This window comes from Pygmaiobacter massiliensis (genome assembly GCF_900199435.1).
In the GTDB taxonomy this organism is placed as follows: Bacteria; Bacillota; Clostridia; order Oscillospirales; family Ruminococcaceae; genus Pygmaiobacter; species Pygmaiobacter massiliensis.
In genome coordinates this window covers 1,257,481-1,282,908 of the sequence record NZ_OAML01000003.1, presented here as the reverse complement: position 1 = coordinate 1,282,908, position 25,428 = coordinate 1,257,481, and the positions used below count along the sequence as shown (strand labels likewise).

Here is a 25,428-nt window from a genome sequence, read left to right as displayed (position 1 = left end):
ACTACTGCCCCTCTGCATAATTTCACACAACAGCATTACCTATGTGGCATTGAAGGTTACGCCTATTTTTCAAGGAGGCTAGGCAATCCCTGTTCCATTTTTCTCATTGCCTCGCCGCGGTGGCTGATGGCATCTTTCTCCGCGTCCTCTAGCTCGGCATAGCTGCGTTCTTCCGTATTCGGGCGCTTGCCGCCTTCTGCAAGACCAACTTGCGCGGGAACAAAAATCGGGTCATACCCAAATCCATTATTTCCCGTGCGTTCAGTGCTTACAAAGCCCGGACACTCTCCTTCAAACAAATACGAGCTTTGGTCGGGAAAATAAACACAAACCGCAGAAATAAATTTTGCACCGCGCTCTGCCTTAGGTACTCCTTGCAAAGCTTGCAGCAATTTATCGTTGTTTGCTTCGTCATCCCCATGCCGCCCGCAGTACCGTGCAGAGTACACCCCCGGTGCACCGTCCAGCACATCTACCGACAGCCCGGAATCGTCGGCAATGGTCGGCATTTGTGCAGCTCTGCAGATTGCTTTTGCTTTTATCTCTGCATTCTCTGCAAAAGTCGTACCGGTTTCTTCCGGCTCTAGCGTAATACCCAGCTCTTTCTGGCTTTTCACGGTATGGCCCTGCCGCTCTAAAATACGACGAATCTCTTTTAGTTTTCCTGCATTGCCCGTTGCGGCACAAAATTCCATGTTATAGACCATGCCTTTCTTTAAAACTTGCCGGATTCAATAATATCAGCTTATCAGACGTAGGTAAAAAACACATTGAAAAATTTATTTTCCATGCTTTTCCTTATATTGCCCGGTTCCGGTGCCCGGTAAGCGTGTTTTTATTTTACAAATAGTGCATCCGTAAAGGCTTTCGGGTCAAATTCCATCAAATCGTCTACGCCCTCACCCACACCGATAAAGCGCACCGGCAGTCCAAGCTTTTGTTTGATGGAAAGGACGCTGCCGCCTTTGGCCGTGCCATCCAGCTTTGTCAGCACAATGCCAGTGGCTGCTGCTGCATCCACAAACTGCGCCGCCTGGCTGATGGCATTTTGCCCCGTAATCGCATCCAGCACCAGCAGGGTTTCCACATCTGCCTCGCCACAGGCTTTTTTGACCACGCGGCTGATTTTAGACAGCTCATCCATCAAGCTCTTTTTGTTGTGCAAGCGGCCCGCAGTGTCACAAATGACAATATCCATACCCTTGGCGGATGCACTTTGCACTGCATCAAAAAGCACCGAGGCCGGGTCAGAGCCCTCACTATGTGCCACAATTGGCACCTCAATGCGGTTTGCCCAGATGGTCAGCTGCTCTGCCGCTGCTGCGCGGAAGGTATCGCCCGCTGCCAGCAAAACCGTTTTGCCCTCATTTTTGTACAGGTTTGCAATCTTTGCAATTGAGGTTGTTTTGCCTACACCGTTTACGCCGATGACGAGAATCACCGCGGGTTTACCCGCAGGGGCAAACGGCGTTTCCGGTGTCATCATTTCAGTAATTAGTCCTTTTAAAGCTTCCAGTGCTTCTGCACCTGTTTTCAGGCGGTTCTTTTTCACCTCCGCCTTGAGCTTATCCACCAGCTCTTCCGCAACGTCGATGCCGGTGTCTGCCAAAACAAGCTGTTCCAGCAGTTCTTCATACATCTCGTCGTCAATGCGGTCGGCGTTTTCCATTTCGCCTATGTTGCCAAAAATCGCGTTGCGGGTTTTGGCAAGGCCCGCGCTTAGTTTTTCAAAAAATCCCACGGTGTAATCCCCCTTGTTACGCAATCACCTCTGCGATGCGCTTACCTGCAAAAGGCAGCAGCTCGCAGAGGTATGTAGACCGGTTTGCCCGGCGGCTTTGTGACTTTTGGCCTGCGCTGATTATGAGATCAGCTTCACATCAACTTCGTTGACATTCAAACGCAGCAGCTTGGAAACACCGTCTTCCTGCATCGTTACACCATAAAGCACATCAGCCTCTTCCATGGTGCCGCGACGATGCGTGATGACGATAAACTGCGTGTCCTGCGTGATTCTGCGCAGGTAGCTTGCGTAACGTACAACGTTAACGTCGTCAAGCGCTGCCTCAATCTCGTCCAGAATACAGAACGGTGCAGGATTGACTGCGAGAATTGCAAAGTAAATAGAAATCGCGACCAACGCCTGCTCGCCACCGGAAAGTGCCGACAGGTTTTTAATGATTTTGCCCGGAGGCGCAACGGTAATATCAATGCCGCTTTCCAGCACATTCTCTGGCTCTGCCAGCGAAAGGCTCGCCGTGCCGCCGCCAAACAATTCTGCAAAAATGCGGCCAAAATGATGATTGATTTCCTCAAAGCTTGCCGAGAACAACGACTTCATTTCACCGGATAGATCTGCAATCAGCTTCTCCAGTTCCGATTTGCTCTTTTCTACGTCGCCGACCTGTGCGCGCATAAATTCATAACGCTCGCGCACTTCAGCATATTCCTCAATCGCGCCCACATTAACATTGCCGAGGGCTTTAATTTTACCGCGCACTTCGCCTACTCTGCGGCGCAGATCTGCCGAAGATTCAAACTCTATGGCAATTTCAGCAGCATCTGCGGGGGTCAATTCATATTCTTCCCACAATTTCTGTGTTGTCGCATCATATTCCGTCTCCATTGCAGCTTTGCGTTCTTCTAAACGGCTAATTTCACGCGAGAGTGCCTCGCGCTCATTTTGAAGCTCACGCACCCGCGCAGTCTGGCGCGTAATCGAACCTTCCTGCTCCATACGGCGGTCGGCCGCTGTTCGAATCTCTTCTTCTTTTGCCGCAATGCGCGCAGTGCTTTCTGCTTTTTGCAGTTCTACCGTTGCAATCTTGGCTTCGCTCTGTGCGATTACTTCGTTCAGCGCGTTGATGCTGCGGGTCAGCGTGGTCACACGCTCCGCGGTATCATCTGTTCGGTGGCGAAGGGTTTCGATATTCTGGCGTGCCAGCACTCCGTCTTTTTCAGCAGCAAGTCGGTCCATCTTGCACTGAGAAAGCTCGCCCGAAATACGATTGCGAGTCTCGTTAAAGCTGTCGTCGCCATCGGTAATACTTGCAAGTTCACTTTCAAGCGCATCAATTTCGCTGCGCAGTGTCGCTTCCTCTTCTGCGCACCGCCGCGTGGTCGCCTCTGCCGTGCCAATCGCCACAGCAAGGCTCTCCCGCTCTGCTGCAAGCAGCTCTGCGGCCGCTTCGCGCTGAGAAAGGGCTGTGTTTAAGCGAGAAAGTTCCGCTTCTGCACGAATCTTATCGCCGCCCGCAGTGATTGCCTCACTCTCGGTAACGGCCAGCTCCGCTGCCAGCTTTTCGGTTTCCGCTTTGATTTTATCCATTGCCGCGACACGCTCGGTGCGCAGCGCGGTCAGCTTTTCAATCTTTTTGGTCAGCTCTTCAATTTCGGTGCGGCGAGTAAAAAGGCCTGCGCTGCGCGAAACCGAGCCACCGGTAAACGAGCCGCCTGCGTTGACGACCTGTCCATCCATCGTAACAACACGATAGCGGTAATCCAGTGCTTTCGCCGCCCGCGAAGCAGCGTTAATTTCATCTACTACAACAATGCGTCCGAGCAGGCTGGAAACAATATTTTTATATTTTTCGTCGTATGCCACAAGGTCAGATGCCAGCATGGCCCCCTGCGGTAACCGGTTGACATCAAAGCTGGAAGGACGCACAGTATCCAGCGGCAAAAAGGTTGCACGGCCGGCGCGTTCTTCTTTCAGCAATGTAATGGCGGCTTTTGCGGCGTTTTCGTCCGCCACAACAATGTTCTGTGCAGCAAATCCCAGCGCCGTTTCAATTGCTGTTTCATAGCCTTGCTTTACATTCACAATCGAAGAGACTGGGCCAATGATTCCGCGCAGACGGCGATTTTCTGAGGCACGTGCCACATGCTTTACGCTCTGGCTGTACCCGTCCATGCTGTGCTCAAGGTCTTTTAAAATACGAATACGCTGGCTCGCAGAATCCACCTGACGATCTGCCTGTTCTGCCGCTTCCTGTGCCTGGGCAAGTGCCTCCCGGCGGGCGGCAAGTTTCATTGAAAGGCCTTCTTTTATGTTGCCAAGCCGCGTCAGCTTGTCCTCGCAGTCACCCAGCAAAGTGCGGGTGTCGCGTTTTTCTTCCTGCAAACGTTTGGTTTCGTTTTCGTCCTCTTCACTGCCAGAAACCAACGTAGCCATACGTGTTTCTGCACTTTGCCGTGCAGAAAGCGCAGAGGCCGCTTCTACCTTTAGGTCGGTGGCACGCTGAGAAAGATTGGTCAGCCGCGCAGAGATAATACCTTTGCGCTCGCCGGTTGCCTCGCCCTGCTTTGCAAGGTCGCTGAGCAATGTCTCCAACTCTTCAATACGGGCACTGAATTTCGTGATTTTTTCTTCGCATTCCGCTGCCGCCTGCTCATATTTGACAAGCTCTTCAGTCGTGTTTTGTTCACCTTCGCCCGCCGCACGAATTTCGGCTTCGAGATTCGCGATTGTGGCACGGTTATGCTCAATATCATTTTTCAGCACCGCGATGGTAGATTCCGAACCTGCCACCTCTTCGGTGATAGAACGAATTTCTGCATTTGCACGCTCAATTTCGATATTAAGCCGCTCAATGCCGCTGCGAATGTCCGCCGTTTCGCCGTCAATTTTGTCAATCTCTCCGGAAGAGCGGTCATAGTCTGCCTGCGCTGTTTCAATATTGCGTACCGCGCCGCGCACATTGTCTTTTGCTTTGCGCAGCATATCGGTCCACAGCGTTACTTCCAGCGATTTGCGTTCAGCGGCAAGCTGCAAAAACGCTTCCGCTTTTTCACTTTCTTTTTCAAGAGGTCCAACGCGGGCCGTCAGCTCGTCCAAAATGTCGCGCAGACGAACCAGATTGTCCTCTGCTGCGGCAAGACGGCGCTCGGCCTCGTTTTTGCGGTAGCGATATTTTGCGATGCCGGAAGCCTCTTCAAAAATTTCGCGCCGCTCGTTGGATTTTGCGCCAACGATTTCAGCAATACGGCCCTGCCCGATAATAGAGTAGCCATCGCGGCCAATGCCGGTATCCAAAAACAGCTCGTAAATGTCTTTTAAGCGAACATTTTGACCATTGATGCCGTATTCGCTTTCGCCGCTGCGATAATAGCGGCGGGTAATCACAACCTCATCGTTTTCAATATCAAGCCGACGCGCAGTGTTATCAATATAAAGCGAAACCGCAGCAAACCCCATGGCACTGCGCAGCTGGGTGCCGCCAAAAATGACGTCCTCCATTTTGCCTGCACCACGCAGCTGTTTGGACGAAGTTTCGCCCAGCACCCAGCGGATTGCATCTGAAATGTTGCTTTTTCCGCTGCCATTAGGCCCTACAACTGCGGTAATGCCCCCTTCAAAGGTTACGCGGGTGCGGTCAGGAAAGGATTTGAATCCCTGTATCTCAAGTGCCTTTAAAAACACATTTTCACATCCTTATTTAGTCTGGATCATTACCGTGCGGCCGGTAACCGTCGGCGATTCTGTAATCACAAGCTGATAGCCTGCCTGGGCAAGCCGTGTAAGATTTTCGTTTTTTTGACCCGCAGCTGTACTGCGCTGGCCCACTGCGACAATTGCGGTATATTCCCCCGGCTTTGCGGATAAAAGCTGCTGGCGAAACTCTTCGAGATAAAGTCTTGCTTCACAAAGTTGCCGAAAAGCAGGATGATATGGCCCACCGACCACCGATTCAGCAAGACATGGTTCATCATGCAGCCCTACCCGAATCACTTTGATTCCTTTTTCTTCAAACAAAGCAATCAGCGGTGCGGTCGCTTCTACTGCCTGCTCTACGGTCAGCGGCTTATAGGTTCCGCCCTCCATCAGCGTGGCAAGATAAGTATCTTTAAGTACTAAGGCCGGGTAAATGCGCACGGTATCAGGAGCAAGCCCGGCAAGCGCAATGGCGGTATCCCTTGCAAAGCGCACCGGGTCTGTTTCTCCAAATAGTCCTACCATCATCTGCAGCCCCAACGAAAAGCCTGCATTTTTAATCTGGGCCGCGGCAAACCGCACCGAAAGTGCATTATGTCCGCGGCGGTTTAGCCGCAGCACTGTGTCGCTCATGCTTTGGGCACCCAGTTCAATGGCCGTAACATGATAGTGTTTGAGCACCATCAACACCGCAGGATCAATGGCATCTGGCCGGGTAGAAATGCGGATGCCTGCTGCGCGGCCCGCTTCTACAAAAGGTGCCGCGGCTGCCAGCAGCTGTTCCATCAGCGTTCTGTCTATCGCGGTGAAGCTGCCGCCGAAAAAGGCAATTTCTGTATTAGCCCCTTCGCCGGGAACAGGCAGATGCGCTTCGCACATCGCCGCAACGTCCTTTGCCGTCGGCAGATTCATCGCGCCGGAAATACTGTGCTGGTTGCAAAAGCTGCACTGCTGCGGGCAGCCTGCATGCGGCACAAAGATAGAAAGATTTGCGTGCTTTTTCAAACGGTGTTTCTTCCTTTATCTAACTTATTCGCGGTTGCCAAACAGCTGTAGTGCCTGCTTTGCCGCCTGCTGTTCTGCCGCTTTTTTGCTGTAACCGGTACCGGTGCCAAGCACATTGGAGTTAAGATGCACTTCCACTGTAAAGCTTTTGTGGTGGTCGGGTCCGCTTTCGCTTGCCACGACATAACGCAGCCGCTCTTCCGGGTTCTGCTGAATAATCTCCTGCAGCCGGGTTTTATAGTCTTCCTGGTTTACCTGCTCGGTGGTCACAAACGGCAAAATAAAATCTCTTGCCGCATCAATTCCGCCATCCAGATAAATTGCAGCGATTACTGCCTCAAATGCGTCAGCTAAAATAGAAGAACGCTCGCGACCACCGGAAAGTTCCTCGCCCCGGCCCAAACGCATATAGCTGCCAAGGTCCAGTCGCTTTGCAAACTCAAAGCAGCTGGTTTCGCAGACAAGCGCTGCACGGGTGCGGGTCAATTCGCCCTCGGGCAGATTTTTGTGTGCTTCAAATAAATAGTCACTGACAACGATAGAAAGCACCGAATCGCCCAAAAACTCGAGCCGCTCATTAAATTGCTCGTTGCGTTTTTGCTCGTTGGCATAACTCGAGTGGGTGATTGCTGTTTGCAGCAATGCGATATTTTTAAAGGTATAACCGATTTTTTCTTCTAATAATTGCAGATTTCCCATCGTATCTCTACGTCTCACTTTCTGCAGCTTTTTCCTGCGCGTTGTGCATATTCTTCTCGATTGCTTCTATCATACCATTCTCACAGCAGGTTTTCGCCTGCCGAATCGCATTTTTAATTGCTTTCGCGTTAGAAGAACCGTGCGCTTTAATAACCACCTTGCTGATGCCAAGCAGCGGCGCTCCGCCGTATTCGTCGGCATCCAGCTTTGCTTTAAACTCGCGTACGCCGCTTTTTAAAGTCAGCGCTGCAAGCTTAGTGCCCAGGTTTTTGAACATCATCTTTTTTAGCTCGCCGGTGAAAAATTTTGCAAGGCCTTCGGTCAGTTTTAAAATAACATTTCCCGTAAATCCGTCGCAGACCACAACGTCCGCAGCGCCGGTGGGCACTTCGCGCGGCTCAATGTTGCCGATGAAATGAATTGATTTGTTTTCTTTCATCATCGCATGTGCCGCAACATAAATGGGAGTGCCTTTGCTCTCTTCGGCGCCGTTGTTCACCAGTGCCACTTTGGGCGAAGGGCGCCCAAGTACCTTTTCTGCATAAACGCTGCCCATGGTTGCAAAGCAGTCGAGCATTTCTGCGGGGCACTCTACGTTTGCGCCGGAATCCAGCAGTAAATACGCCTGATCGCGACCAGGGATGACCGTTGCAATTGCAGCGCGTTTGACGCCCTTCATGCGTTTGGTAATAAGCGTTGCACCCGAAAGCAGTGCTCCGGTAGAACCGGCAGAAACAAAGGCATCACCCTTGCCCTCTGCAAGCAGCCGCAGACCGACCACCATCGAGGAATCTTTTTTGTGGCGAATTGCTTTGGTGGGGTCGTCGCACATTTCGATGATCTCACTGGCGTGTACCACCTCAATGCCCGAAAGGTCAATATTTTCTGCTTTGGCTGCGGCAAGTATCTTTTGCTCGTCGCCAACTGCCGTTACTTCAACTGCGAGCTCTTTTACCGCCCACGCGGCACCTTTGAGAATTTCCGCTGGGGCATTATCTCCGCCCATTGCATCTAAAATGACACGCATCTCTGTTTCCTCCTGTCTGTTACTGCTTTACCGCCGTGCTTTATGCTTCAGCAAGCGCCTGTTCCATTGCGGCCACGCCGCGCTCTGCCAGTGCCAAATAGCGTTGGCGTTTATCTCTGATATGATTTTCCAGCGGGGGCAAAATGCCCATATTGCTGCCCATCGGCTGAAAATCTGCATTTTCGGTAGTAACATGGCGCATTAAAGCACCGCACATGGTTTCTGCCGGCAGCATCAATTCCGTTTTGCCTGCAAGCCGCCGCAAAATATTATGTGCTGCAATCAGCCCTGCCGCGGCACTTTCCATATAGCCTTCTACGCCGGTAATCTGCCCTGCGAAAAAGACATTTGGGTGCTCTTTTAGGGCCAGATTGCCGCCCAACACCTTGGGGCTGCACAAAAAGCTATTGCGATGCATTACGCCATAGCGCACAAACTCTGCATTTTCAAGGCCTGGAATCATAGAGAAAACTCGCTTTTGCTCGCCGAATTTCAAGTTTGTCTGAAAACCGACCAGATTGTAAAGGCTGTTTTCTTTATTCTCACTGCGCAGCTGAATGTTTGCCCACGGGCGATGGCCGGTGGCCGGGTTTACAAGCCCTACCGGGCGCAGCGGCCCATAGCGCAAGGTGTCCATGCCGCGCTTTGCCATAATCTCAACCGGCATACATCCCTCATAGACATTGATGGTGTCGCCCTCGTGCAATTCTGCGCGCTCTGCATTTACCAATGCTTCGTAAAACTCTTCATAACCTGCTTTATCAAACGGGCAGTTCAGATAATCTGCGGTGCCGCGCCCATAGCGGGAGGCAGCAAAGATTTTTTCCATGTTCAAACTGTCAGCCGCCACAATCGGAGCCGCTGCATCGAAGAAAGAAAGGCTCTCCTGTCCTGTCAGGCGGGTGATTTCCTCTGCAAGCGCACCTTCGGTGAGAGGGCCGCTGGCAATTAGGGTCAGCTCGTTTTCATCAATCACAGTAACTTCTTCGCGGCAAAGCGTAATATTCGGATGCGCTTCCACCGCTGCAGTTACCAGCCCAGAAAATTCATCCCGATCCACGGCCAGTGCGCCGCCGGCAGCAACGCGCGCTTTTTCCGCTGCGGGCAGCAGGTGGCTGCCCAGCAATTTCATTTCCGCTTTCAACAGTCCGCTGCCGGAATCCAGCCTGTCGGCTTTCAGCGAGTTGGAGCAGACCAGCTCGGCCAGTCCATCTTTTTTATGTGCGGGCGAAAAATGCACCGGCTTTTGCTCATACAGGCGCACTTTCAAGCCTGCGTCTGCAAGCAGCAGTGCCGCCTCGCAGCCTGCAAGCCCGCCCCCAATGATTTTCACTTCTTGATTGCTCATTATTTTTTAATCGGCGTCGTGTAGCCGCACCCTTCCGTGATGCAGACGAGGTTGCCGTTTTTGCCGCCTTTTTTAAACAGCGTTTTACCGCATTTGGGGCACTTTTCGGCACTCGGCTCATCCCAAGTCATAAATCCGCAGGTGGGATTTTTCTCGCAGCCATAATAAATACGGCCTTTTTTCGAATGACGGATCAGGATGCGTCCGCCGCAAAGCGGGCATTCGCCGTCCGCCGATTTTACGATACGTTTTGTGTTCTTACATTCCGGAAATCCCGGACAAGCCAAAAACTTGCCGTAACGTCCGGTTTTGATTACCATTTTGCGTCCGCAAACTTCGCAAACCTCATCCGTCTCTTCATCCGGCACCTTAATCTTGGTGTCTTTGAGATTTTCTTCGGCCTGCTTGAGCGTTTTATCGAAGTCCTGATAGAAGGAATCCACCGTAGAGACCCAGTCGGCATCGCCGGATTCTACCTTATCCAGGTTTTTCTCCATCTGTGCAGAGAAGTGCACATCAACAATGCTGGGGAACTGTTCCATCATCAGCTCGTTGATGGTACGGCCCAGCACCGTAGGCGCCAGTTTCTTGGCATCACGTTCCACATAGCCGCGGTCGATTACCGTAGTAATGATAGGCGCATAGGTGGAAGGACGACCAATGCCGTTTTCCTCAAGCTCTTTGATGAGCGTTGCTTCCGTATAACGGCTGGGCGGCTGAGTAAATTTCTGCTCTGCTGACAAATCGCGCAGCTTCAGCTTTGCATCTTTTTCCAGCGGGGGCAAAGCAGTTTCTTTTTTCTCTTTTTCGTCGGTCGCTTCTTCATAAAGCGCAGTGTAACCGTCAAAGGCCACAGTATATCCGCTGGCTTTGAAGAGATATTCTCCAGCGGTGATTTCGACTGCCATGGTATTGTGCAACGCATCTGCCATCTGGCTTGCGATAAAGCGGCTCCAAATCAGCCGGTACAGCTTTGCAGTATCGCCCGAGATGCTTTTTTCCACTTCGGCGGGCGTCAGGGCAGGGTTAGAGGGACGAATCGCCTCATGCGCGTCCTGCGCGGCAGTTGCATTTTTGCTTTTATAGGTGCGTTTTGTTTTGTTGACGTACTTTTCGCCCCATTCACCGGTGATAAACTCTTTGGCTGCGGTGACGGCTTCGTCAGAAACACGCAGGCTATCAGTACGCATGTAGGTAATCAAACCGGTCGTACCCACGCCTGCGATGTCAACGCCTTCATAAAGGGTTTGTGCCGCGCGCATGGTACGGGTAGCGGTAAAGCCAAGCCGGCGGCTAGCCTCCTGCTGCAATGTAGAGGTAATAAACGGCGGTGCCGGTACTTTTTTGCGGGTGCCGTTGGTCAGCGCACTGACAACAAACTCTTTGCCTTCCAAGTTGGCCAAAATTTCGTCCGACTGCTCTTGGTTGAGCACTGCACGTTTTTCGCCCGCTGCAGTGCCATAAAAGCGTGCCGCAAACTTTTTGGTGCTCCCTTGTGCAGAGAGCTGTGCGTCGATATTCCAGTATTCTTCGGGCTGGAATGCTTCGATTTCTTTTTCGCGGTCTACAATCAGCCGTACTGCGACCGACTGCACACGACCGGCAGAAAGGCCGCGCCGGACTTTACGCCATAAAAACGGCGAGAGTTTATAGCCCACCAAACGATCCAAAACGCGGCGAGCCTGCTGCGCGTTAAACAAATCTTTATCAATGCTGCGCGGGTGTGCCATACCGTCGGTAACACCTTTTTTGGTAATTTCACCAAAGGTGACACGGTTTTCTGCATCCACGTCCAGCCCCAGCAAATTTGCAAGATGCCAGCTGATAGCTTCTCCTTCGCGGTCAGGGTCAGTCGCGAGCAGAACGCTATCGCTCTGCTTTGCGGCGGATTTAAGCTCTTTGACCAATTTTTCTTTGCCTTTTATGCTGATATACTGCGGTGCGTAACCACGCTCCACATCAATACCCAGCTGGCTGCCGGGCAGGTCACGAATATGCCCCATCGAGGCCATGACCTCATACCCATCGCCCAAATATTTGCGGATGGTTTTTGCCTTTGCGGGTGACTCCACAATGACGAGTTTAGACATAGTACACCTCGTAGTTGTTTCAATTCCTGCAAATCAGGAACTAACTTTCATCTAAAAAACGAATTCCAATGCCGATTTTCTTCTACTATGCAGTTCCCTGCACCAAAGTATTCGGCTTACAGGGCATGATTCCCTGAATTTTTATCCTCATAAAATAAGCCGCGTGGGATATTTTACCACATTCCCTTTTTGTTTTTCAAATCAATAGCCAAGCATTTACCCGCTACTCATTTTAGTACCAATCTGGTTCCTATGGCATCTGCACGCAGTTTATGCTATTTTCTGTAAATCTTGCTTATGCTTATGCTTAAAAATTTTTTAAAAATTGTCGCCCGGCCTGCTGGGTGCATAACCCGGCAAGCTCTAGCTCGGTAAGCGCCGCCATTGCAGCCGCAAAGGGTAGCTGCGCTTTTGCACAAAGTTCCGCAATGGGCTGTGGCTGGGCTGAAAGCACCTTGCTCAATTTCTGCGCCGCGTCCGAAAGCGGCAGCAGCTCTTGCTGTGCTACAACGGGGGCATCTTGCGGCGTAATCTCTGCCGCCGGTAAGTATTCCGCCAGCACATCCGCTGCGGAAGCAATCGGCCTTGCGCCGTCTGCAATTAAACTGTTTGTCCCCTCTGAGAGAGGACTAAAAATGCTGCCCGGCACCGCGAACACATCGCGCCCGTAGTCTAGCGCAAAACGCACAGTGCTCATTGTGCCGCTGCGCTTGCGCGCTTCAATGACGCACAGTCCTCTAGAGAGACCTGCAATCAAACGGTTACGCAGCAAAAAATAAGCACCCTGCCCCGCTGTGCCGATGGGCAGTTCTGAAATACATACGCCGTGCTGCTCTACCAGTCCTCTCAGGGTGGTATTGCGCGCGGGGAAGGTAACATCGATAGCTGTTCCCAACACGGCAATGGTGGGCGCGTTGCCTCGTACAGCGGCTTTATGGGCTTCACTGTCCAGCCCATCTGCAAGCCCTGACACCAGCGTTACGCCAGCAGTTGCAAGCCCATCTGCAACGAGCTTTGCCGCCTCGATGCCATAAGCGGAAGGCCTGCGAGTACCAATCATTCCGACGGGAACCTCAGTCTGTAGGTACCGCACATCTCCGGTAGCATAAAGTACCGGCGGCGGTGTGTCGATTTGTTTCAGTATCGAGGGATAACGCGCATCCGTATAGCACAGCATGGTAACGCCTTTTTCTTCGTGTTGCAAAAGACGCGCTTTTAGGCTATCCGGCGTTGTTGTGGCCAAAATGCGCTGCTGGGACGGGGTCACCATCCCTTGCCGCAGCAAATCCATTCGGCCTGCATAAATAGCCTCGGCATCTGCGCCGTAAGCTGCAAGCAGCGCCTGCATACCATGCGCGCCGGCACCGAGTCCGGCAGAAAGCCAAAGCCAGTAAAGCTGCTCGTCCATGCTGTTCCCTCGCTTTCGTTGTTTGGTTAGCAAAGGCTGCGGAACTCCCACATCAGCACAGAGGCTGCAACTGCGGCGTTGAGCGATTCCATCCGTTCGCTGATAGGAATTTTGACCGCCATTTCACAGGCGTCAATGGCATCGTCAGTCAGTCCGTTGCCCTCATTGCCAATGGCAAGCACAAGCCCGCCCTGAGGTTTGAACTCAGAAAGATCTACCGCCCCGCGCAGCGCTGCAGCGGCAGTGGACATTCCCTTTGCAGAGCAAACACGCAAAGCAGCCGGTAAATCCGGCGTGCGAATAATCGGCAGTTTAAACGCTGCACCCATAGAAGCACGTAAGGCCTTTTGCCCAAACGGTTCTGCGCAGCCTTGCGAAAGCAGCGCCCCGTCAAACCCAAATGCCGCAGCGCTGCGCAGCACTGCGCCGACATTTGCGGGGTCCTGCACATTTTCAAGCGCGATATAGCGCCCTGTCGGGTCCACCTGGGCCTCATTCCATACCGGCAATCGGCAAACGGCGAATACGCCTTGTGCGCTTTTCATGCCGGATATTTTTTCAGCGACACTTTCGCTGATAGAGATATGCTCGCCGGGCAGGCTATCGATTTCAGGCCAGCGTTTTTGCGCCATATAGGTATAATATAATATTTCAATGACGATACCGCTTTCGGCTGCGTCCAGGCAAAGCTTTTTGCCCTCTGCAAGAAAGCGCTGTTCGGCTTTGCAGAAGGCTGGTTTTTCCATTAATTTTTGGGCGTATTTCACCCGTTCATTGTCACGGCTTGTCAGCTGTTCCGGCGTGATCCTCACCTCTTTACTTTACATAATGAGGCCATTTGCAGTGCCATTAGATGGCACTGCAAATTTGCCCCAATACAAAGGGACGCCCGCGCGCTACTGCGCCCGGGCGTTACCTGTGACACGCACCGGGCGCGCCACACGTCCCCTGCGAGTCAAAAATTATTTCGCAGCCTTTGCGGTCTCAACGAGTTTTGCAAAGGAAGCTGCATCGTTGATCGCCAGCTCAGAGAGCATTTTGCGGTTCAAATCGATACCTGCTTTTTTCAGGCCAGCCATGAAGCTGGAGTAGTTGGTGCCCTGTGCGCGGCAAGCTGCGTTGATACGAGCAATCCACAGACGGCGGAAGTCGCGTTTTTTTGCTTTACGGCCAACGAAAGCGTAGTTACCGCTTTTCATGACCTGCTGTTTTGCCATCTTAAAGTGAGTAGATTTGCTGCCGTAGTAACCCTTTGCAAGCTTCAGGGTCTTTTTTCTTCTTTTACGGGTCATCATTGCGCCCTTGATACGAGCCATAATTTTGTTCTCCTTTGATATATAATCTTAGTCGTGATGAATTTCGTTCGTGTCAGCCTAATTTATAATAAATTAAGCGTAGGGCAGCATTTTCTTGACGGTTGCTGCATTGGTCTCATCAACATAGCCGGGTTTGCGAAGGCCACGCATACGCTTGGTGGTTTTTTTGGTAAGAATGTGGCTACGGAATGCCTTGCCGCGTTTGATTTTGCCGTTTTTGGTCAGTGCAAAACGCTTTTTAGCACCCGAGTGAGATTTCATCTTAGGCATAATAGAAGTCCTCCTTAAAATTAAAACCTTATAAAAATTTATTTGCCGGAGTTGGGCACAGCCAGGAACATCTGCATGCTGCGGCCCTCAAGTTTCGGCTGTTTTTCGATGTTGGCTTCCCCGGCCATGACCTCAGCGAAGCGCTTCATCACTTCGAGGCCGAGCTCGGTATGCGCCATTTCACGACCGCGGAACCGAATCGAAACCTTAACCTTATTGCCCTCTTTGAGGAAACGTTTGGCGTGGCCGACTTTTGTGTTAAAGTCGTTTGTGTCGATATTCAGCGAAAGACGAATTTCCTTTGTATCAACGATCTTCTGGTTCTTTCTCGCTTCTTTGTCTTTTTTCTGCTGCTCAAAGCGGAATTTGCCGTAATCCATGATCTTGCAGACAGGAGGGGCTGCAGTCGGAGCAATCTTGACAAGGTCAAGATCCTTTTCTGCTGCCATTGCCATTGCATCTCGAGTGGCCATAACGCCAAGCTGTTCGCCTTCTGCGCCGATCACACGAATCTCTCTGTCGCGAATTCCTTCGTTGAGTTCCAGTTCTTTTTTGCCGCTAATCGTAAAACACCTCCAAAATAATGTAAAAAGAGTGTGGCCGCATTTAGCCACACTCTGAGAATACACAGTTACAGAACGCCTGTAATTGCCTATTGACCCGAGGCCGTAGGCCTGCAAGGTGAGTGCGGGGCTGCCGCATCTGCTTTATTGACCTATCAACTATACCATAACCTGCAAAACTTGTCAACCTTGGCACAAAATTATTTTTGCAGGGCCGGCAGCGGTGTATCTACCGCAATTTCAATGGCTTTACCCAGCGCAAACGAGTAGATGCAGCATTGCCGCACTCGCACGCCAAGTCCTGCCTCTACCGCCTGCTTGTACAAAAGCAGCTGGGCCGTATAGGCGCGGCGCAAAGCGGCTTCGTCTTTGCCGCGGTCGGTCTTATAATCCAGCAAAACTGCTTCATCGCCGAACAGCAGCACGCAGTCTGCGATGCCCTGAACCAATACCTGGTGGTCCTGTAAATCGTCCGGCAGCCCATCTTTCAGCATGGATGCCGGCAGATGAGTGAAGAACGCATACTCTCGCAGCACCTTGTCCGCCATACACATCGAGCGGAAGATGTCCGATTCCAAAAAGCGACTCAGCGCTCTGCGGTCGATGGCCGCTGCCTGTTCAGGCAAAATAAATCCAGAATTCACGAGTCTTGTAATCTCGGCCTCGGTATCTCTTTGCAACGAAAGAAAGTTCACGTACTGCAATGCCGCGTGCAGGGCGGTTCCACGCTCGGTGGCAGAAAGGCCACTGCCGTACATAAAGGACGGCCTTTTTGGCACCGACGCTTCGCCGATGCGATGGGTAAGCGCGGAAACCGAAACTTTTGCAGGAAGCTCAAGCAATTCTGCGCGCGGATAATGCCAATGGAAGGCTTTGCGCAACCGCATTACAAGCGATTCGTCCGGCTCGGCCGTGCGAAGAAGCTGTGCTTTTTGCTCGCACTCTTCGTGCAGCGGTGCCGCGAGAATGCGCGCCGAAAGTTTGCCTTCGGCAACTTGCAGCGGCAATGTAGCGGCACTTGCGGCTGCGCGGAATTCTGCCCCATCGGGATGCAGCAGCGCGGCGGCTAAAATCCATTCGGAAAAGCTTTTTGCCGTGCGCAACATCCATGGGGTAATGCCGCCCGCGCCCGCCAGCTGAATCGCCAGTTTGCCAAGCACCTTTTCCGGGTCCGACGCACCGCAGGTGATAATTGCAAGGTCTTTTGCGCGGGTCAGTGCCACATAAAGCACCCGCATCTCTTCCGACATCTGTTCCCGCTCCAACGCACTGCGCAGTGCTTTTTGCGGTACGGTTGGGTATCGTGCGCCACTTTCGGTGCGCAGTGTCATGCCAATGCCAAGTGCCGTATGGCGCAGCACCGGCGCCACATTCAGATCTTGTCGGTTAAAGCCGTGCGCAGTGTCTGCTAAGATGCAAACCGGAAACTCAAGGCCTTTCGAGCGATGAATACTCATAATCTGCACCATGCCCTGCGGCGCAGCAGCACCTTGGGTCGAAACGCTGCGGCCGGAAGCAAGGCTGCTATCGATACGGCGCAGAAAGCCCGCCAGGCCCGCGCCGCTGCTCGCATCATATTCCCCTGCAAACGCAAGAAAGCTGCGCAAAGCCCCAAGTCTTGCGGCACCTGCGGCAACATCGGCAGCGTCTGCCACCTGTGTGCAAAGCAGATAACCGGTTTCTTCCAGCAGGCGGTTAGTCAGCGCCGCAACCGGCAGCAAACCGCCTTCCCTGCGCAAGGTCAAAATGGTAGAAATAAATCGCTGTGTTTTTTCGGTATCGTCTGCCCGAAGCGCCATCCAAAGGCCGCCCCGGGGGGTTTTGGCCCTTAGTGCCGCAAGCTCTGCGCCTGAAAAAGCAAACATCGGCGAGGTCATCACCGCAGCAAGCGGTACATCCTGCGCGGGGTTATCCAGCACCCTCAATGCCGCAATTACCGGCTGTACCGCAGGTTCGGTAAGCATCGCAGTATCAAGGTCAGCCGTAGCTGGCACGCCATGTGCCTCCAGCGCTGTAAGATACAGTTCACCGCTGCCTGCCGGGCTGCGCATCAAAACACAAAAATCCCCATAATTGCAAGGGCGAAGTGTGCCATCTTTTTCGCGCACAAGAAAACCTTCGCGCACCATACTGCGAATACGCTGTGCAACCGCTTCGGCTTCGCCAAGCTCTTTGTTTTCGGAAATATTAATCAGATCAATTTCTACCCCGCCGGGCGCTGGGCTTTCGCCTGCTCCGGCAATCAGTTTCTCTGCCCCGTCGTAAGTAATCTCACCAACCTCGCGGCACATTAGCGCACAGAACAAATCATTAATACCGCTTACCACTGCTTCGGTGGAACGGAAATTGTGGGGCAAAATCAAGCTTGCCGGATGGCTTTTGCCATCATAAGGGGCAAACCGCTCTTTTTTATCAATAAACAGCTCTGGCATCGCCTTGCGAAACCGGTAGATGCTCTGTTTTACGTCGCCTACAAGAAACAGGTTGCTCTCGTCCTCATTTGCCAGCATGCGGTACAGCATATCCTGCAACGCATTGGTATCTTGATATTCGTCTACCATCACCACATCATAGCGCGCGCTGATTTCTTTGGCCAGCGGTGTTTTTTTACCATTTTCATCAACAAGAAGCTGCAACGTCAGATGCTCAAAATCGGAAAACTCAAGCACTTTTTCAGATACTTTTGCTTCAAAAAAGCGGTCACTATACATCCGTACCGCATCGGCAAGAGCATCCACCATCGGCGCAAGGGCAGCGCGATCTTCCTCGAACTGCTCTGCCGAGCAAACAAGATAATCCGATAAAATATCTCCCAGCAGTTCTTTCGCCTGTTTGCGCAGCGCTTGAACTGTTTCTTTTTCGGTGCCGTCAAACCCGCGCACCGACTTCAGCTTAACCGGTTGATACCCGGCTGCAATGCGTGCGTCGTCCCAGCGTTTTTGTTCAAGCAGCTCCTGCAACCGCAAAAAGCAGTCACGATCAATCAACAGGGCGTCGGCATAGCCGGCAAGCTCCGGCGTTTCCCGGATAATATCCAGTGCCGCATTGCAAACCGCAATGCCCTCGCTGGCAACTTCTCCCGCGCCTTTGAGCAGCTCTTTGCCCCAGAGGGATTCTTCGATGGCTTGTTCACCGTGGAAAAGCGCACACATGGACGAAAGTGAAGTTTCAAAAAACGGCAGCGCCCGCAGATGTTCATACAATCCTAAAACAGCATCACCGGCAGCGCGGTCATTGCGTGCTTTGCCAAACACTGAGGCAAACTCCCGAAACGCTGGTGATTCATAGCTCGCTTCCAGCACAGCCGCAAGCGTTGCCTGCGAAAGTTCGTAGCGGATTGATTCATCGGCCACGCGAAAATCCGGCGGAATGGGCAGCCGGCTGAACTGCTCGCGCAAAAGCTGCATGCAAAATGCGCTGACGGTAGAAATCTGTGCACGCTGCAGCAGCATTTTTTGGCGGCGCAGATGCATGCTGCCGGGGTCTTGCTCCAGCGCGTGGTCAAGTCGCTGCGCAATACGGCTGCGCAGCTCAGCGGCCGCAGCATTGGAGAAGGTCAAAATCAGCAGGCGGTCTGCGCTGGTAGGATTTTCGGCAGAAATCAGCCGAAAGGCGCGTTCCACCAATACAGCCGTTTTGCCGCTGCCTGCCGAAGCAGAAAGCAGGAGCGTACCGCCTTCGTCTTCGATTGCTGCTTGCTGCTGTGTTGTCCATTTAGGCATCCGCGCCCACCTCCTCTTCGTCAAAAATATTCGCTTTCACGGTAATGCCACGCTCTCGCTTGCCGTCCTCATGGCAGCAAACGGTTCGGTAATCGCAATATTCGCAAGGGCGTGTTTGGCCTTTTACCAGCGGCATAGCATCCACCGCACCCTCATATAAGCCGGTCGCCATCTCAGCAATCAGCTCTTCAATTCGTTTTTCCACTCTTCCAAGCTTTGCGAGGTCCGCAATTTTGGCGCGCGGACTGATTTTGCCTGTGCTCGTGCGCCGAACCGGAATAAAGACACCGCCTCCCTGCTTATCCATCGCATTCAGCACCATCTCATCCTCGATTACAAGGCCATCCACTTTATAGGTAGGTGTCCATTCGCGAGCTTTTTCGCGCTCCATCAGCGCAGGTGCCGGGTCTGCCAAAAGGTACAGCACACCCGAAGGCACGGCACCTGCAAAACGACCATCTGACGTGTTGCAGATGCTGAACAGGTAAAGCAACATTTGCAAATTCAGCCCTGCATAGACCTCATCCAAGCTAAAGTCTTTACTTCCGGTCTTATAGTCCACAACTCGCACATAGGCATGCCCATCGCGGTGCAACACGTCTACACGGTCCACTTTGCCCGAAACCAGTACTGTCTGTCCGTCGGGTGTCTGCATGGTCAGTGGGGCAATCTCTTCGCCCGGGCCAATCCCAAGTTCGAATGCTTCCGGGTGAAAGCTGCTTTGCCGCTGCTCTTCCCGGATGAAAATCAACAGACGGGTAGCATTGGCTTTCAAGCGGCTGACAAGGTAGCCAAAGCGAATACCGCTTGCCGCGGCAGGCGGAATATTCTCTGCAATATATTCGTCTGCCAGCCGGTTTACCAAGGCCGCCAGCTCTTCGTCTGTCTGCTCCGTAAAAGTTCCACCACAGCACTGAATGCCTTTTTCGAGAATGGCATGCACAAAGCTGCCACTTTCTACCGGTGAAAGCTCTGCCGGGCGGCGCGGACGCAACCGCAGTACATATTGCAAAAAGTAGCCGTAGCTACATTTATAAAACTGCTCTACTTTTGAGGGCGACAGGTGCAGTCGTTCGCCCAACAGCTGATGCATTGCAGCAGTGTCCTGCACATCAAACCGGCGCGGCATAGCTGCGGCTGCAAGTTTTGCCAGGCGCTCAGATGCGGCCGGTTCTTGCTCCAGCGCAGCAGAAAGGCTGGCCGTCAATACTGTATCATCCGCATAACCTGCCGCAAACCCGGCAAGCGCAGACGGAACACTGGTATAATACGCCTCGTCGGCCAGTGCCAATTGCGGCGGCACCAGCAGCTCTACGATTTTGGCCGCAGCGCTGGAGAGCGTCTTGGCCTCGCCACCAAATGCCGGCGCGCTCAGCCACAACCCATCCGAAGCACTGGTGAGTGCACGGTAAAAGAACATCTCTTCCAGCAATACCCGCGCCTCAAACCCACCCGACATTTCAATGCCGTGGGAGGCTAAAAAGTCTCGGTCTCCTTGGGTGAGCAGCCCTGCCTGCGCAATACCGCGCGGGAATTCACCCTCGCAAAGGCCCACCACAAAAGCGTACTTCGGCCCGGCTAAACGCATACGGTCAGCACTGGTAATTGCTACGGTATCCAGCGTGCGGGGCACATTGCCCACTTCACTGCCTCGCAGCAAAATCAGCAGCAGCTCGTCAAACTCTGCGGGGGTAACAGCATCTTCTCCCAAAAGCTGCGCCATCGTGTCCAGCGCGTCCATGGCAAGATCCCAGCTGCGCAGTGCATCTTCGGCGGCAGCAAGTCGCCCTGCATCGCGCAGCTGCGCCGCAAACTCAGCCAAGTGGTCCGGGGCACCAAAGGTGTCCAGCAGCAAAAACAAACTTTTGGCAAGCCCGGCCCCTGTTGTGCTGCGGGTAACTTCCAAAAAGCGTTCTGCCTTTGGTACGATAGCGGCACGCGCAGCTTCTGCCAGAGCAAGCTGCGCTTTGTCCTCTTCCCGCATTTCTCCAAAACCGGCAGGGTTCAGAGTAAATGACTCTCGCCAATCTGCCGCGCCCGGCTGCCATACAAACGCGTAGTTTTCCAGCGCAGTTACCTGCTCGATAGAAAGCCCACACAAATCCGTTTTCACTAGCGCAAGCAAGCTGCGAGTAGAAAGCCCCGACTTTGCAAGCCCCAGTGCAGCGCGCAAAAATGCAGAGGGAGCTGTGTACTCCGCCGTAGTATTGGTATCTGCAAAACAGGGAATATTTCTTTCGCCAAGTTCCTGTTTTAAAATCTCGCCGTAAGTTTCAAGGTCACGGCAAATCACAACAATCTCGCTGTAACGCGCCCCGTCCATAATTAGCTGGCATATTTTTGCCGCCACGGTGCGGCACTCCTGATAGCGATCTGCCGCAGATGTGTACCACACACCATCGGCTGCTGCATCTGTAATTTTTCGCCCACACAGCAATGCATCAATCGCCGTGATGCCGTTGCGCTGGGTGCGTAGATTTTCAGTTAAAACCACCGGGGTAGCCACCGGCACCTGCTCTGCTTTCGCAAAGCGAATCAGCCGCTCTGCGGTCGCTTTCACCGGGCTAAACATTCCAAGACCATTTTCGTGGTCAGCAAGCCCATCGCAGCAAAGCGCTACCGTCACACCATCGCACAAAGCAATCATGCGGCGCAACATGGCATATTCCGGCGCGGTAAAAGCATCAAAATCATCAATAAAAAAGGCAACCGGCTCTGCCATTCCTGCCGTCAGCTTTGCTGCGCTGCGCGAGATTCTGTCCTCGGGATCAAGTGCTTTGCCAGCAAGCACGCCTTCGTAAGCACTGTAAATTAAGGCCAGCTCCGAAAGCCGCTCGCCTGCTTCCTCACGTGTAGCATCATAAAGGGTTTCGCAATCTGCCCCGGCGGATTTAAAACGCTGTATTACTTCTGCACAGCTTGCCAGAAAAGTCGCATTGTGCCGGTGACGGTGATAATATTTCACCTCATCGCCAAGCTGCTCAATGGCGCGGCGCACAAAAACACAGCGCCCCGCATCGCTCAGCGTCGGCACTGCCCCGCCGCCTGCAAGGTTTTCAATTCGCTCCGATAAAGTACGGAACGAAGCCGGCGTACAATAAGGCGAAAGCCGCTCCCCTAAAGTTTCGTAGCAAAGCAGCTCTGCCGCCTGGCTAAACTGCTCCGGCACCAGATAAATGCTGCGTTTTCCTTCTTTGGCGCGCGCGGCAATACTCTCCAGCAACCGGGTAGTTTTGCCGGTGCCAGAGGTGCCAAGCAACAAATTAAGCATATCGCGTCTTCCTTTCTTGCCGCTGTTTCGCTTTGCGGCAGCAGATTACTGTATTCTGGGCAAAATGGCGCCTTATTAATGGGCTGCCGCCCAATACAAAACAAACCAGGCAATCTTTTTTCAAAAAGTTCTTTTCAATGCGCTGCTTGTCAGCCACAGCTGGTGGCCTGCGCAAAAATCAATAAGTAAACGAATGCCAAAAAGCATCGGCTGTAAATACTCGGCGCGGCCCAAATACAATTTCTTTTCTCGGCTTGTCCGTTCTCGTCTTTTTTACTTTAAAGTAAAAGAAAAAGCCGACAGCCTTTGCATTGCTTTTGCAAAAGCTGTCGGTTTAATTGTAGTATGGCTGTTTTAAAAGGTCAACGTTTTTTCGAGTTTTGCGCCTGTTCCATTAACTGGGCTTTCGGTGTTGCGGTCGGGGTCGGCGTAGGTGTCGGCTCGGGCTCGGCGTCCTTTTTTTCTCCTTTGCTGAGCCACTCCACTAGCGCAAAGCGCACCTCATAGCCGCTTTCCAGCACTTGTTTTTCTTCGTCCGTGTACAGCGCATCAGCGGTTGCATCGCTTTGTGCTGCTGGCAGGCAAAGCTGCGGGAACAATACGCAGAACCAGTTGTGCCCCGCTGCTGCACCAATTTCAATGCGCACTGCATCATACTGGCCTGCCGGAAGCGTATAGCTGCCACCGGCTGCACGCGGGTAACGGGTTGTCGCAAAATACATACGGGTACGATATACTTTAACGGAATAATCATAGCCTTCGCTGCGGATTGTCTTTTCTGCAGCGGCGCGAATCTTATTCAGCTGCGCATCGGCTGCTTTTTCCGCCTCTTGCTTGGTGTTCGCTTTCTCAAAATCTGCTGCGGTTACTTTCAGCACAGCATCGCGCACTTTCAGCTTTAACGCCTGGTCCGCTTCTGAATCCGAATTGGCAAGCACATGAAACCGCAAAGTATCTTCACGGATGGCATCGCAAACTGCGGCGAATGAGGAAAAACTCGAAGTAAGTACAATAGCAAGCAGTGTTCCCACCGCGATAGCAATTTTTAGCTTTTTCAAAAAAGAATCCACGTCCTTCTCTCTGCATTTTATGGCTGTTTTAAGCCTTGTGCTGAGAGTATGGACGTGGACTCGGTAATTTATACCAATTATTTTTCAATTTTTGTTCCTTCTGCACGCGGGGCAAGTACCCAAACCTTTTGCCAGCGCTTTTTCAGCTGGCTTGCCGCACTCTGGGCTGCCTGTTCGGTTTTAAAAATCCCGTAAACCGCAGCCCCGCTGCCGGTCATTAGTGCTGCACCTGCGCCCGCTTGCGTTAAGGCGTTGCAAATGGCCTCCGTATCCGGGCCGTTACTTGCTTTTTCCAACACGTTTGCAAGGCATGGCATCAAGGCATCGTAATCTCCCGCCGTCAGTGCCGCCACGGCTGCTTCGTTATTCGGACGCTTATCTGTGCCCACCTGATCGTAATTCGCAAAGGCTTCTGGGGTAGAGATGCCGTATCCCGGCATGACCACGACAAAGCGGCAATCCATAAGTGCAGGCAACGGCGTGATTTTCTCTCCAAAGCCACCTACACGCGCAGTGCCCCCACAAATGGCAAACGGTACATCCGCACCAACCGCAGCACCCAGAGTGCAAAGCTCCGCTAGTGAAAGCTCTGCGCTGTAAAGCGTGTTAAGCCCTACCAGAACAGCTGCTGCATCCGCGCTGCCGCCTGCCATGCCGGCGCGAATCGGCGCTTTTTTCTCGATATGGATATGTACGCCAGCAAGGAGCCCTGTCTCTTGAAAAAACAAAACCGCCGCTTTATAGGCCGTGTTGCTGGGGCCCATGGGCAGCCTTGCACCCGTCGCCGTAACGCAGATGTCTGCGGCGCGCGCCAGGGTCACCCGCTCGGTGAGGTTCACTGCCTGCATCAGCATATCCATTGTGTGGTAGCCATTCGGCTCGATGCCGGTAATATCCAGCGTCAAATTCAATTTTGCAGGTGCCGAAACGATTACGCTGTTCATGGTAACATTCCTTTCTGATTCATCAGAGCTTAAAAAACGGGAGACTCTTTACATCGATAGCCTTTACCGGGCACATTTCGTGGCAGCAAAAGCAGCGAATACAGTCGTCTTTTTTAATTTTTGCTTTTTTGTTTTTGACCTCAATGGTACGCCCGGGGCAGATTTCGGCGCATTTGCCGCAGCCAATGCATTTTGCACGGCGGATAACAGGGTGCGGTGCCGCAAACCGTGTCACCATCGGGGTCGCCCAGCGCAACCCGGTAGGCACTTGGTCGCCAAACGTAATATCCGCATAACTGGAGGGCAGTAAAAATCCCTCTGCTAGCACCAGCGAGTCGCTGCCCGATGCCAGCGCCTCTTCTGGAAATTGCTTTGCACAAAGCCCGCGGCGCATAGCTGCGGCAAGATAAGGCACTTTTTCCGGCGTAATACCAATCAGCTTTGCAACTGCAAGGTCCAGCAAATATGGGTCTTCACTACCCAAGAGAATCCCCATTACTTTGGGTGTGCCACCCGCGGGGCCGTCACCTTCCAGTGCTACAATACCATCTGCAATAGTAAGCGCCGGGGCCACTGTTTCACACAGATCTACCAGCATTTCGCCAAACTGCTCCCGGTCGGGAAAGCGCATATGAAATTCCGCTTTTTGTAGCCCCGGCACACAACCAAACAGATTTTTGACCGCACAGGTCATGCCGGTCATCACATGGGTTTTCACCTTCGACAGGTCGATGATAAAATCACTTTCGATTACCGGAGTGAGCAGGTTAAATTCTTTGCACCGCAATCCATTTGCAGCTTTTCGCCCGCTGGTGGTTTGCTCCCAAAGGCGCAGTTTTTTTTCTTCGCACACGCCCGCCAGCCCAGAAGCTTTGTAGATTGCCCGCATCGAACTTTCGGTGTAAATGCCACCGGAAGAATCCGCAAGCGTAATATCGGCAACGCCGCGCCGGTGCAGGGCATCTGCCACCGCTGCCACCACCATGGGGTGAGTTGTCACCGCTTTTTCTGGGGCATGTTTTGCCAGCAGGTTCGGTTTTAGCAAAACGCGGCTGTGTGGCCCAAGGGCTGCTGCTTTTTCGCTTGCAGCAAAAATAGCCTCTACCGCGGCATCCAGCGCATCGGCATCGGCGTACGAAAGTCCAGATTTTAAAACAACCTGCTTCATACTGTAGGTACTCTCCTTTCAGCATTGGTAATTGGCGTTACGCAATGCCGTAAAAACCGGCAAGGCCCAACATTTTGAGCCTTGCCGGAAATA

General features: G+C 52.7%; 18 protein-coding genes. All 18 read right to left on the bottom strand.

The window, feature by feature from the left end; translation table 11 throughout:
• Positions 1 to 62: 62 nt before the first annotated feature.
• The 18 genes from rdgB to C1A11_RS10625 all read right to left on the bottom strand — a co-directional run bounded on the left by rdgB (position 63) and on the right by C1A11_RS10625 (position 25,335).
• The gene (rdgB, locus tag C1A11_RS10710; RefSeq protein ID WP_102050449.1) at positions 63 to 695 is read right to left on the bottom strand and encodes an RdgB/HAM1 family non-canonical purine NTP pyrophosphatase; all 633 of its coding nucleotides are present in this window, start codon (positions 693 to 695) and stop codon (positions 63 to 65) included.
• Between the two features lie 140 nt (positions 696 to 835).
• Positions 836 to 1,741, bottom strand: coding sequence for a signal recognition particle-docking protein FtsY (gene ftsY, locus C1A11_RS10705; RefSeq protein ID WP_102050448.1), 906 nt, complete (start codon positions 1,739 to 1,741; stop codon positions 836 to 838).
• 120 nt (positions 1,742 to 1,861) lie between these two features.
• Complete coding sequence (gene smc / locus C1A11_RS10700) at positions 1,862 to 5,422, bottom strand: chromosome segregation protein SMC (RefSeq protein ID WP_102050447.1); 3,561 nt, start codon at positions 5,420 to 5,422, stop codon at positions 1,862 to 1,864.
• A 12-nt stretch (positions 5,423 to 5,434) separates the two neighbouring features.
• Complete coding sequence (locus C1A11_RS10695) at positions 5,435 to 6,439, bottom strand: elongator complex protein 3 (RefSeq protein ID WP_242965914.1); 1,005 nt, start codon at positions 6,437 to 6,439, stop codon at positions 5,435 to 5,437.
• 24 nt (positions 6,440 to 6,463) lie between these two features.
• A complete protein-coding gene (gene rnc / locus C1A11_RS10690) occupies positions 6,464 to 7,138 on the bottom strand; it encodes a ribonuclease III (protein WP_102050446.1) in 675 nt (224 codons plus the stop codon).
• Between the two features lie 7 nt (positions 7,139 to 7,145).
• A complete protein-coding gene (gene plsX / locus C1A11_RS10685; protein WP_102050445.1) occupies positions 7,146 to 8,165 on the bottom strand; it encodes a phosphate acyltransferase PlsX in 1,020 nt (339 codons plus the stop codon).
• Between the two features lie 40 nt (positions 8,166 to 8,205).
• Positions 8,206 to 9,513, bottom strand: a complete 1,308-nt coding sequence (gene trmFO / locus C1A11_RS10680; RefSeq protein WP_102050444.1) for a methylenetetrahydrofolate--tRNA-(uracil(54)-C(5))-methyltransferase (FADH(2)-oxidizing) TrmFO — start codon at positions 9,511 to 9,513, stop codon at positions 8,206 to 8,208.
• Positions 9,513 to 11,603 carry a type I DNA topoisomerase gene (gene topA, locus C1A11_RS10675; protein ID WP_102050443.1) on the bottom strand — a complete coding sequence of 697 codons (2,091 nt, stop codon included), beginning with the start codon at positions 11,601 to 11,603 and terminating at the stop codon, positions 9,513 to 9,515. The genes trmFO and topA overlap by 1 nt, the downstream gene beginning before the upstream one ends.
• 307 nt (positions 11,604 to 11,910) lie before the next feature.
• The gene (dprA, locus tag C1A11_RS10670) at positions 11,911 to 13,011 is read right to left on the bottom strand and encodes a DNA-processing protein DprA (protein WP_102050442.1); all 1,101 of its coding nucleotides are present in this window, start codon (positions 13,009 to 13,011) and stop codon (positions 11,911 to 11,913) included.
• 26 nt (positions 13,012 to 13,037) lie between these two features.
• A complete protein-coding gene (locus C1A11_RS10665) occupies positions 13,038 to 13,823 on the bottom strand; it encodes a TrmH family RNA methyltransferase (RefSeq protein ID WP_242965912.1) in 786 nt (261 codons plus the stop codon).
• Positions 13,824 to 13,973: 150 nt separating this feature from the next.
• The gene (gene rplT, locus C1A11_RS10660; protein ID WP_102050441.1) at positions 13,974 to 14,327 is read right to left on the bottom strand and encodes a 50S ribosomal protein L20; all 354 of its coding nucleotides are present in this window, start codon (positions 14,325 to 14,327) and stop codon (positions 13,974 to 13,976) included.
• Positions 14,328 to 14,399: 72 nt separating this feature from the next.
• Positions 14,400 to 14,597 (bottom strand): 50S ribosomal protein L35, encoded by a 198-nt coding sequence (rpmI, locus tag C1A11_RS10655; RefSeq protein ID WP_102050440.1) that lies wholly within the window; start codon positions 14,595 to 14,597, stop codon positions 14,400 to 14,402.
• Positions 14,598 to 14,635: 38 nt separating this feature from the next.
• Positions 14,636 to 15,103 carry a translation initiation factor IF-3 gene (gene infC, locus C1A11_RS10650; RefSeq protein WP_242965910.1) on the bottom strand — a complete coding sequence of 156 codons (468 nt, stop codon included), beginning with the start codon at positions 15,101 to 15,103 and terminating at the stop codon, positions 14,636 to 14,638.
• Positions 15,104 to 15,360: 257 nt separating this feature from the next.
• Positions 15,361 to 18,882 carry a helicase-exonuclease AddAB subunit AddA gene (addA, locus tag C1A11_RS10645; protein WP_102050439.1) on the bottom strand — a complete coding sequence of 1,174 codons (3,522 nt, stop codon included), beginning with the start codon at positions 18,880 to 18,882 and terminating at the stop codon, positions 15,361 to 15,363.
• Entirely contained in the window at positions 18,875 to 22,153 is a 3,279-nt protein-coding gene (locus C1A11_RS10640) for a PD-(D/E)XK nuclease family protein (protein WP_102050438.1), read from the bottom strand. The genes addA and C1A11_RS10640 overlap by 8 nt, the downstream gene beginning before the upstream one ends.
• A gap of 362 nt (positions 22,154 to 22,515) precedes the next feature.
• Positions 22,516 to 23,211 (bottom strand): stage II sporulation protein R, encoded by a 696-nt coding sequence (locus C1A11_RS10635; protein ID WP_180950320.1) that lies wholly within the window; start codon positions 23,209 to 23,211, stop codon positions 22,516 to 22,518.
• Positions 23,212 to 23,300: 89 nt separating this feature from the next.
• Positions 23,301 to 24,167: a 4-(cytidine 5'-diphospho)-2-C-methyl-D-erythritol kinase gene (gene ispE / locus C1A11_RS10630; RefSeq protein ID WP_102050436.1), complete on the bottom strand. Its 867-nt coding sequence runs from the start codon at positions 24,165 to 24,167 to the stop codon at positions 23,301 to 23,303.
• A 22-nt stretch (positions 24,168 to 24,189) separates the two neighbouring features.
• The gene (locus C1A11_RS10625; protein WP_102050435.1) at positions 24,190 to 25,335 is read right to left on the bottom strand and encodes a DUF362 domain-containing protein; all 1,146 of its coding nucleotides are present in this window, start codon (positions 25,333 to 25,335) and stop codon (positions 24,190 to 24,192) included.
• Positions 25,336 to 25,428: the final 93 nt, after the last annotated feature.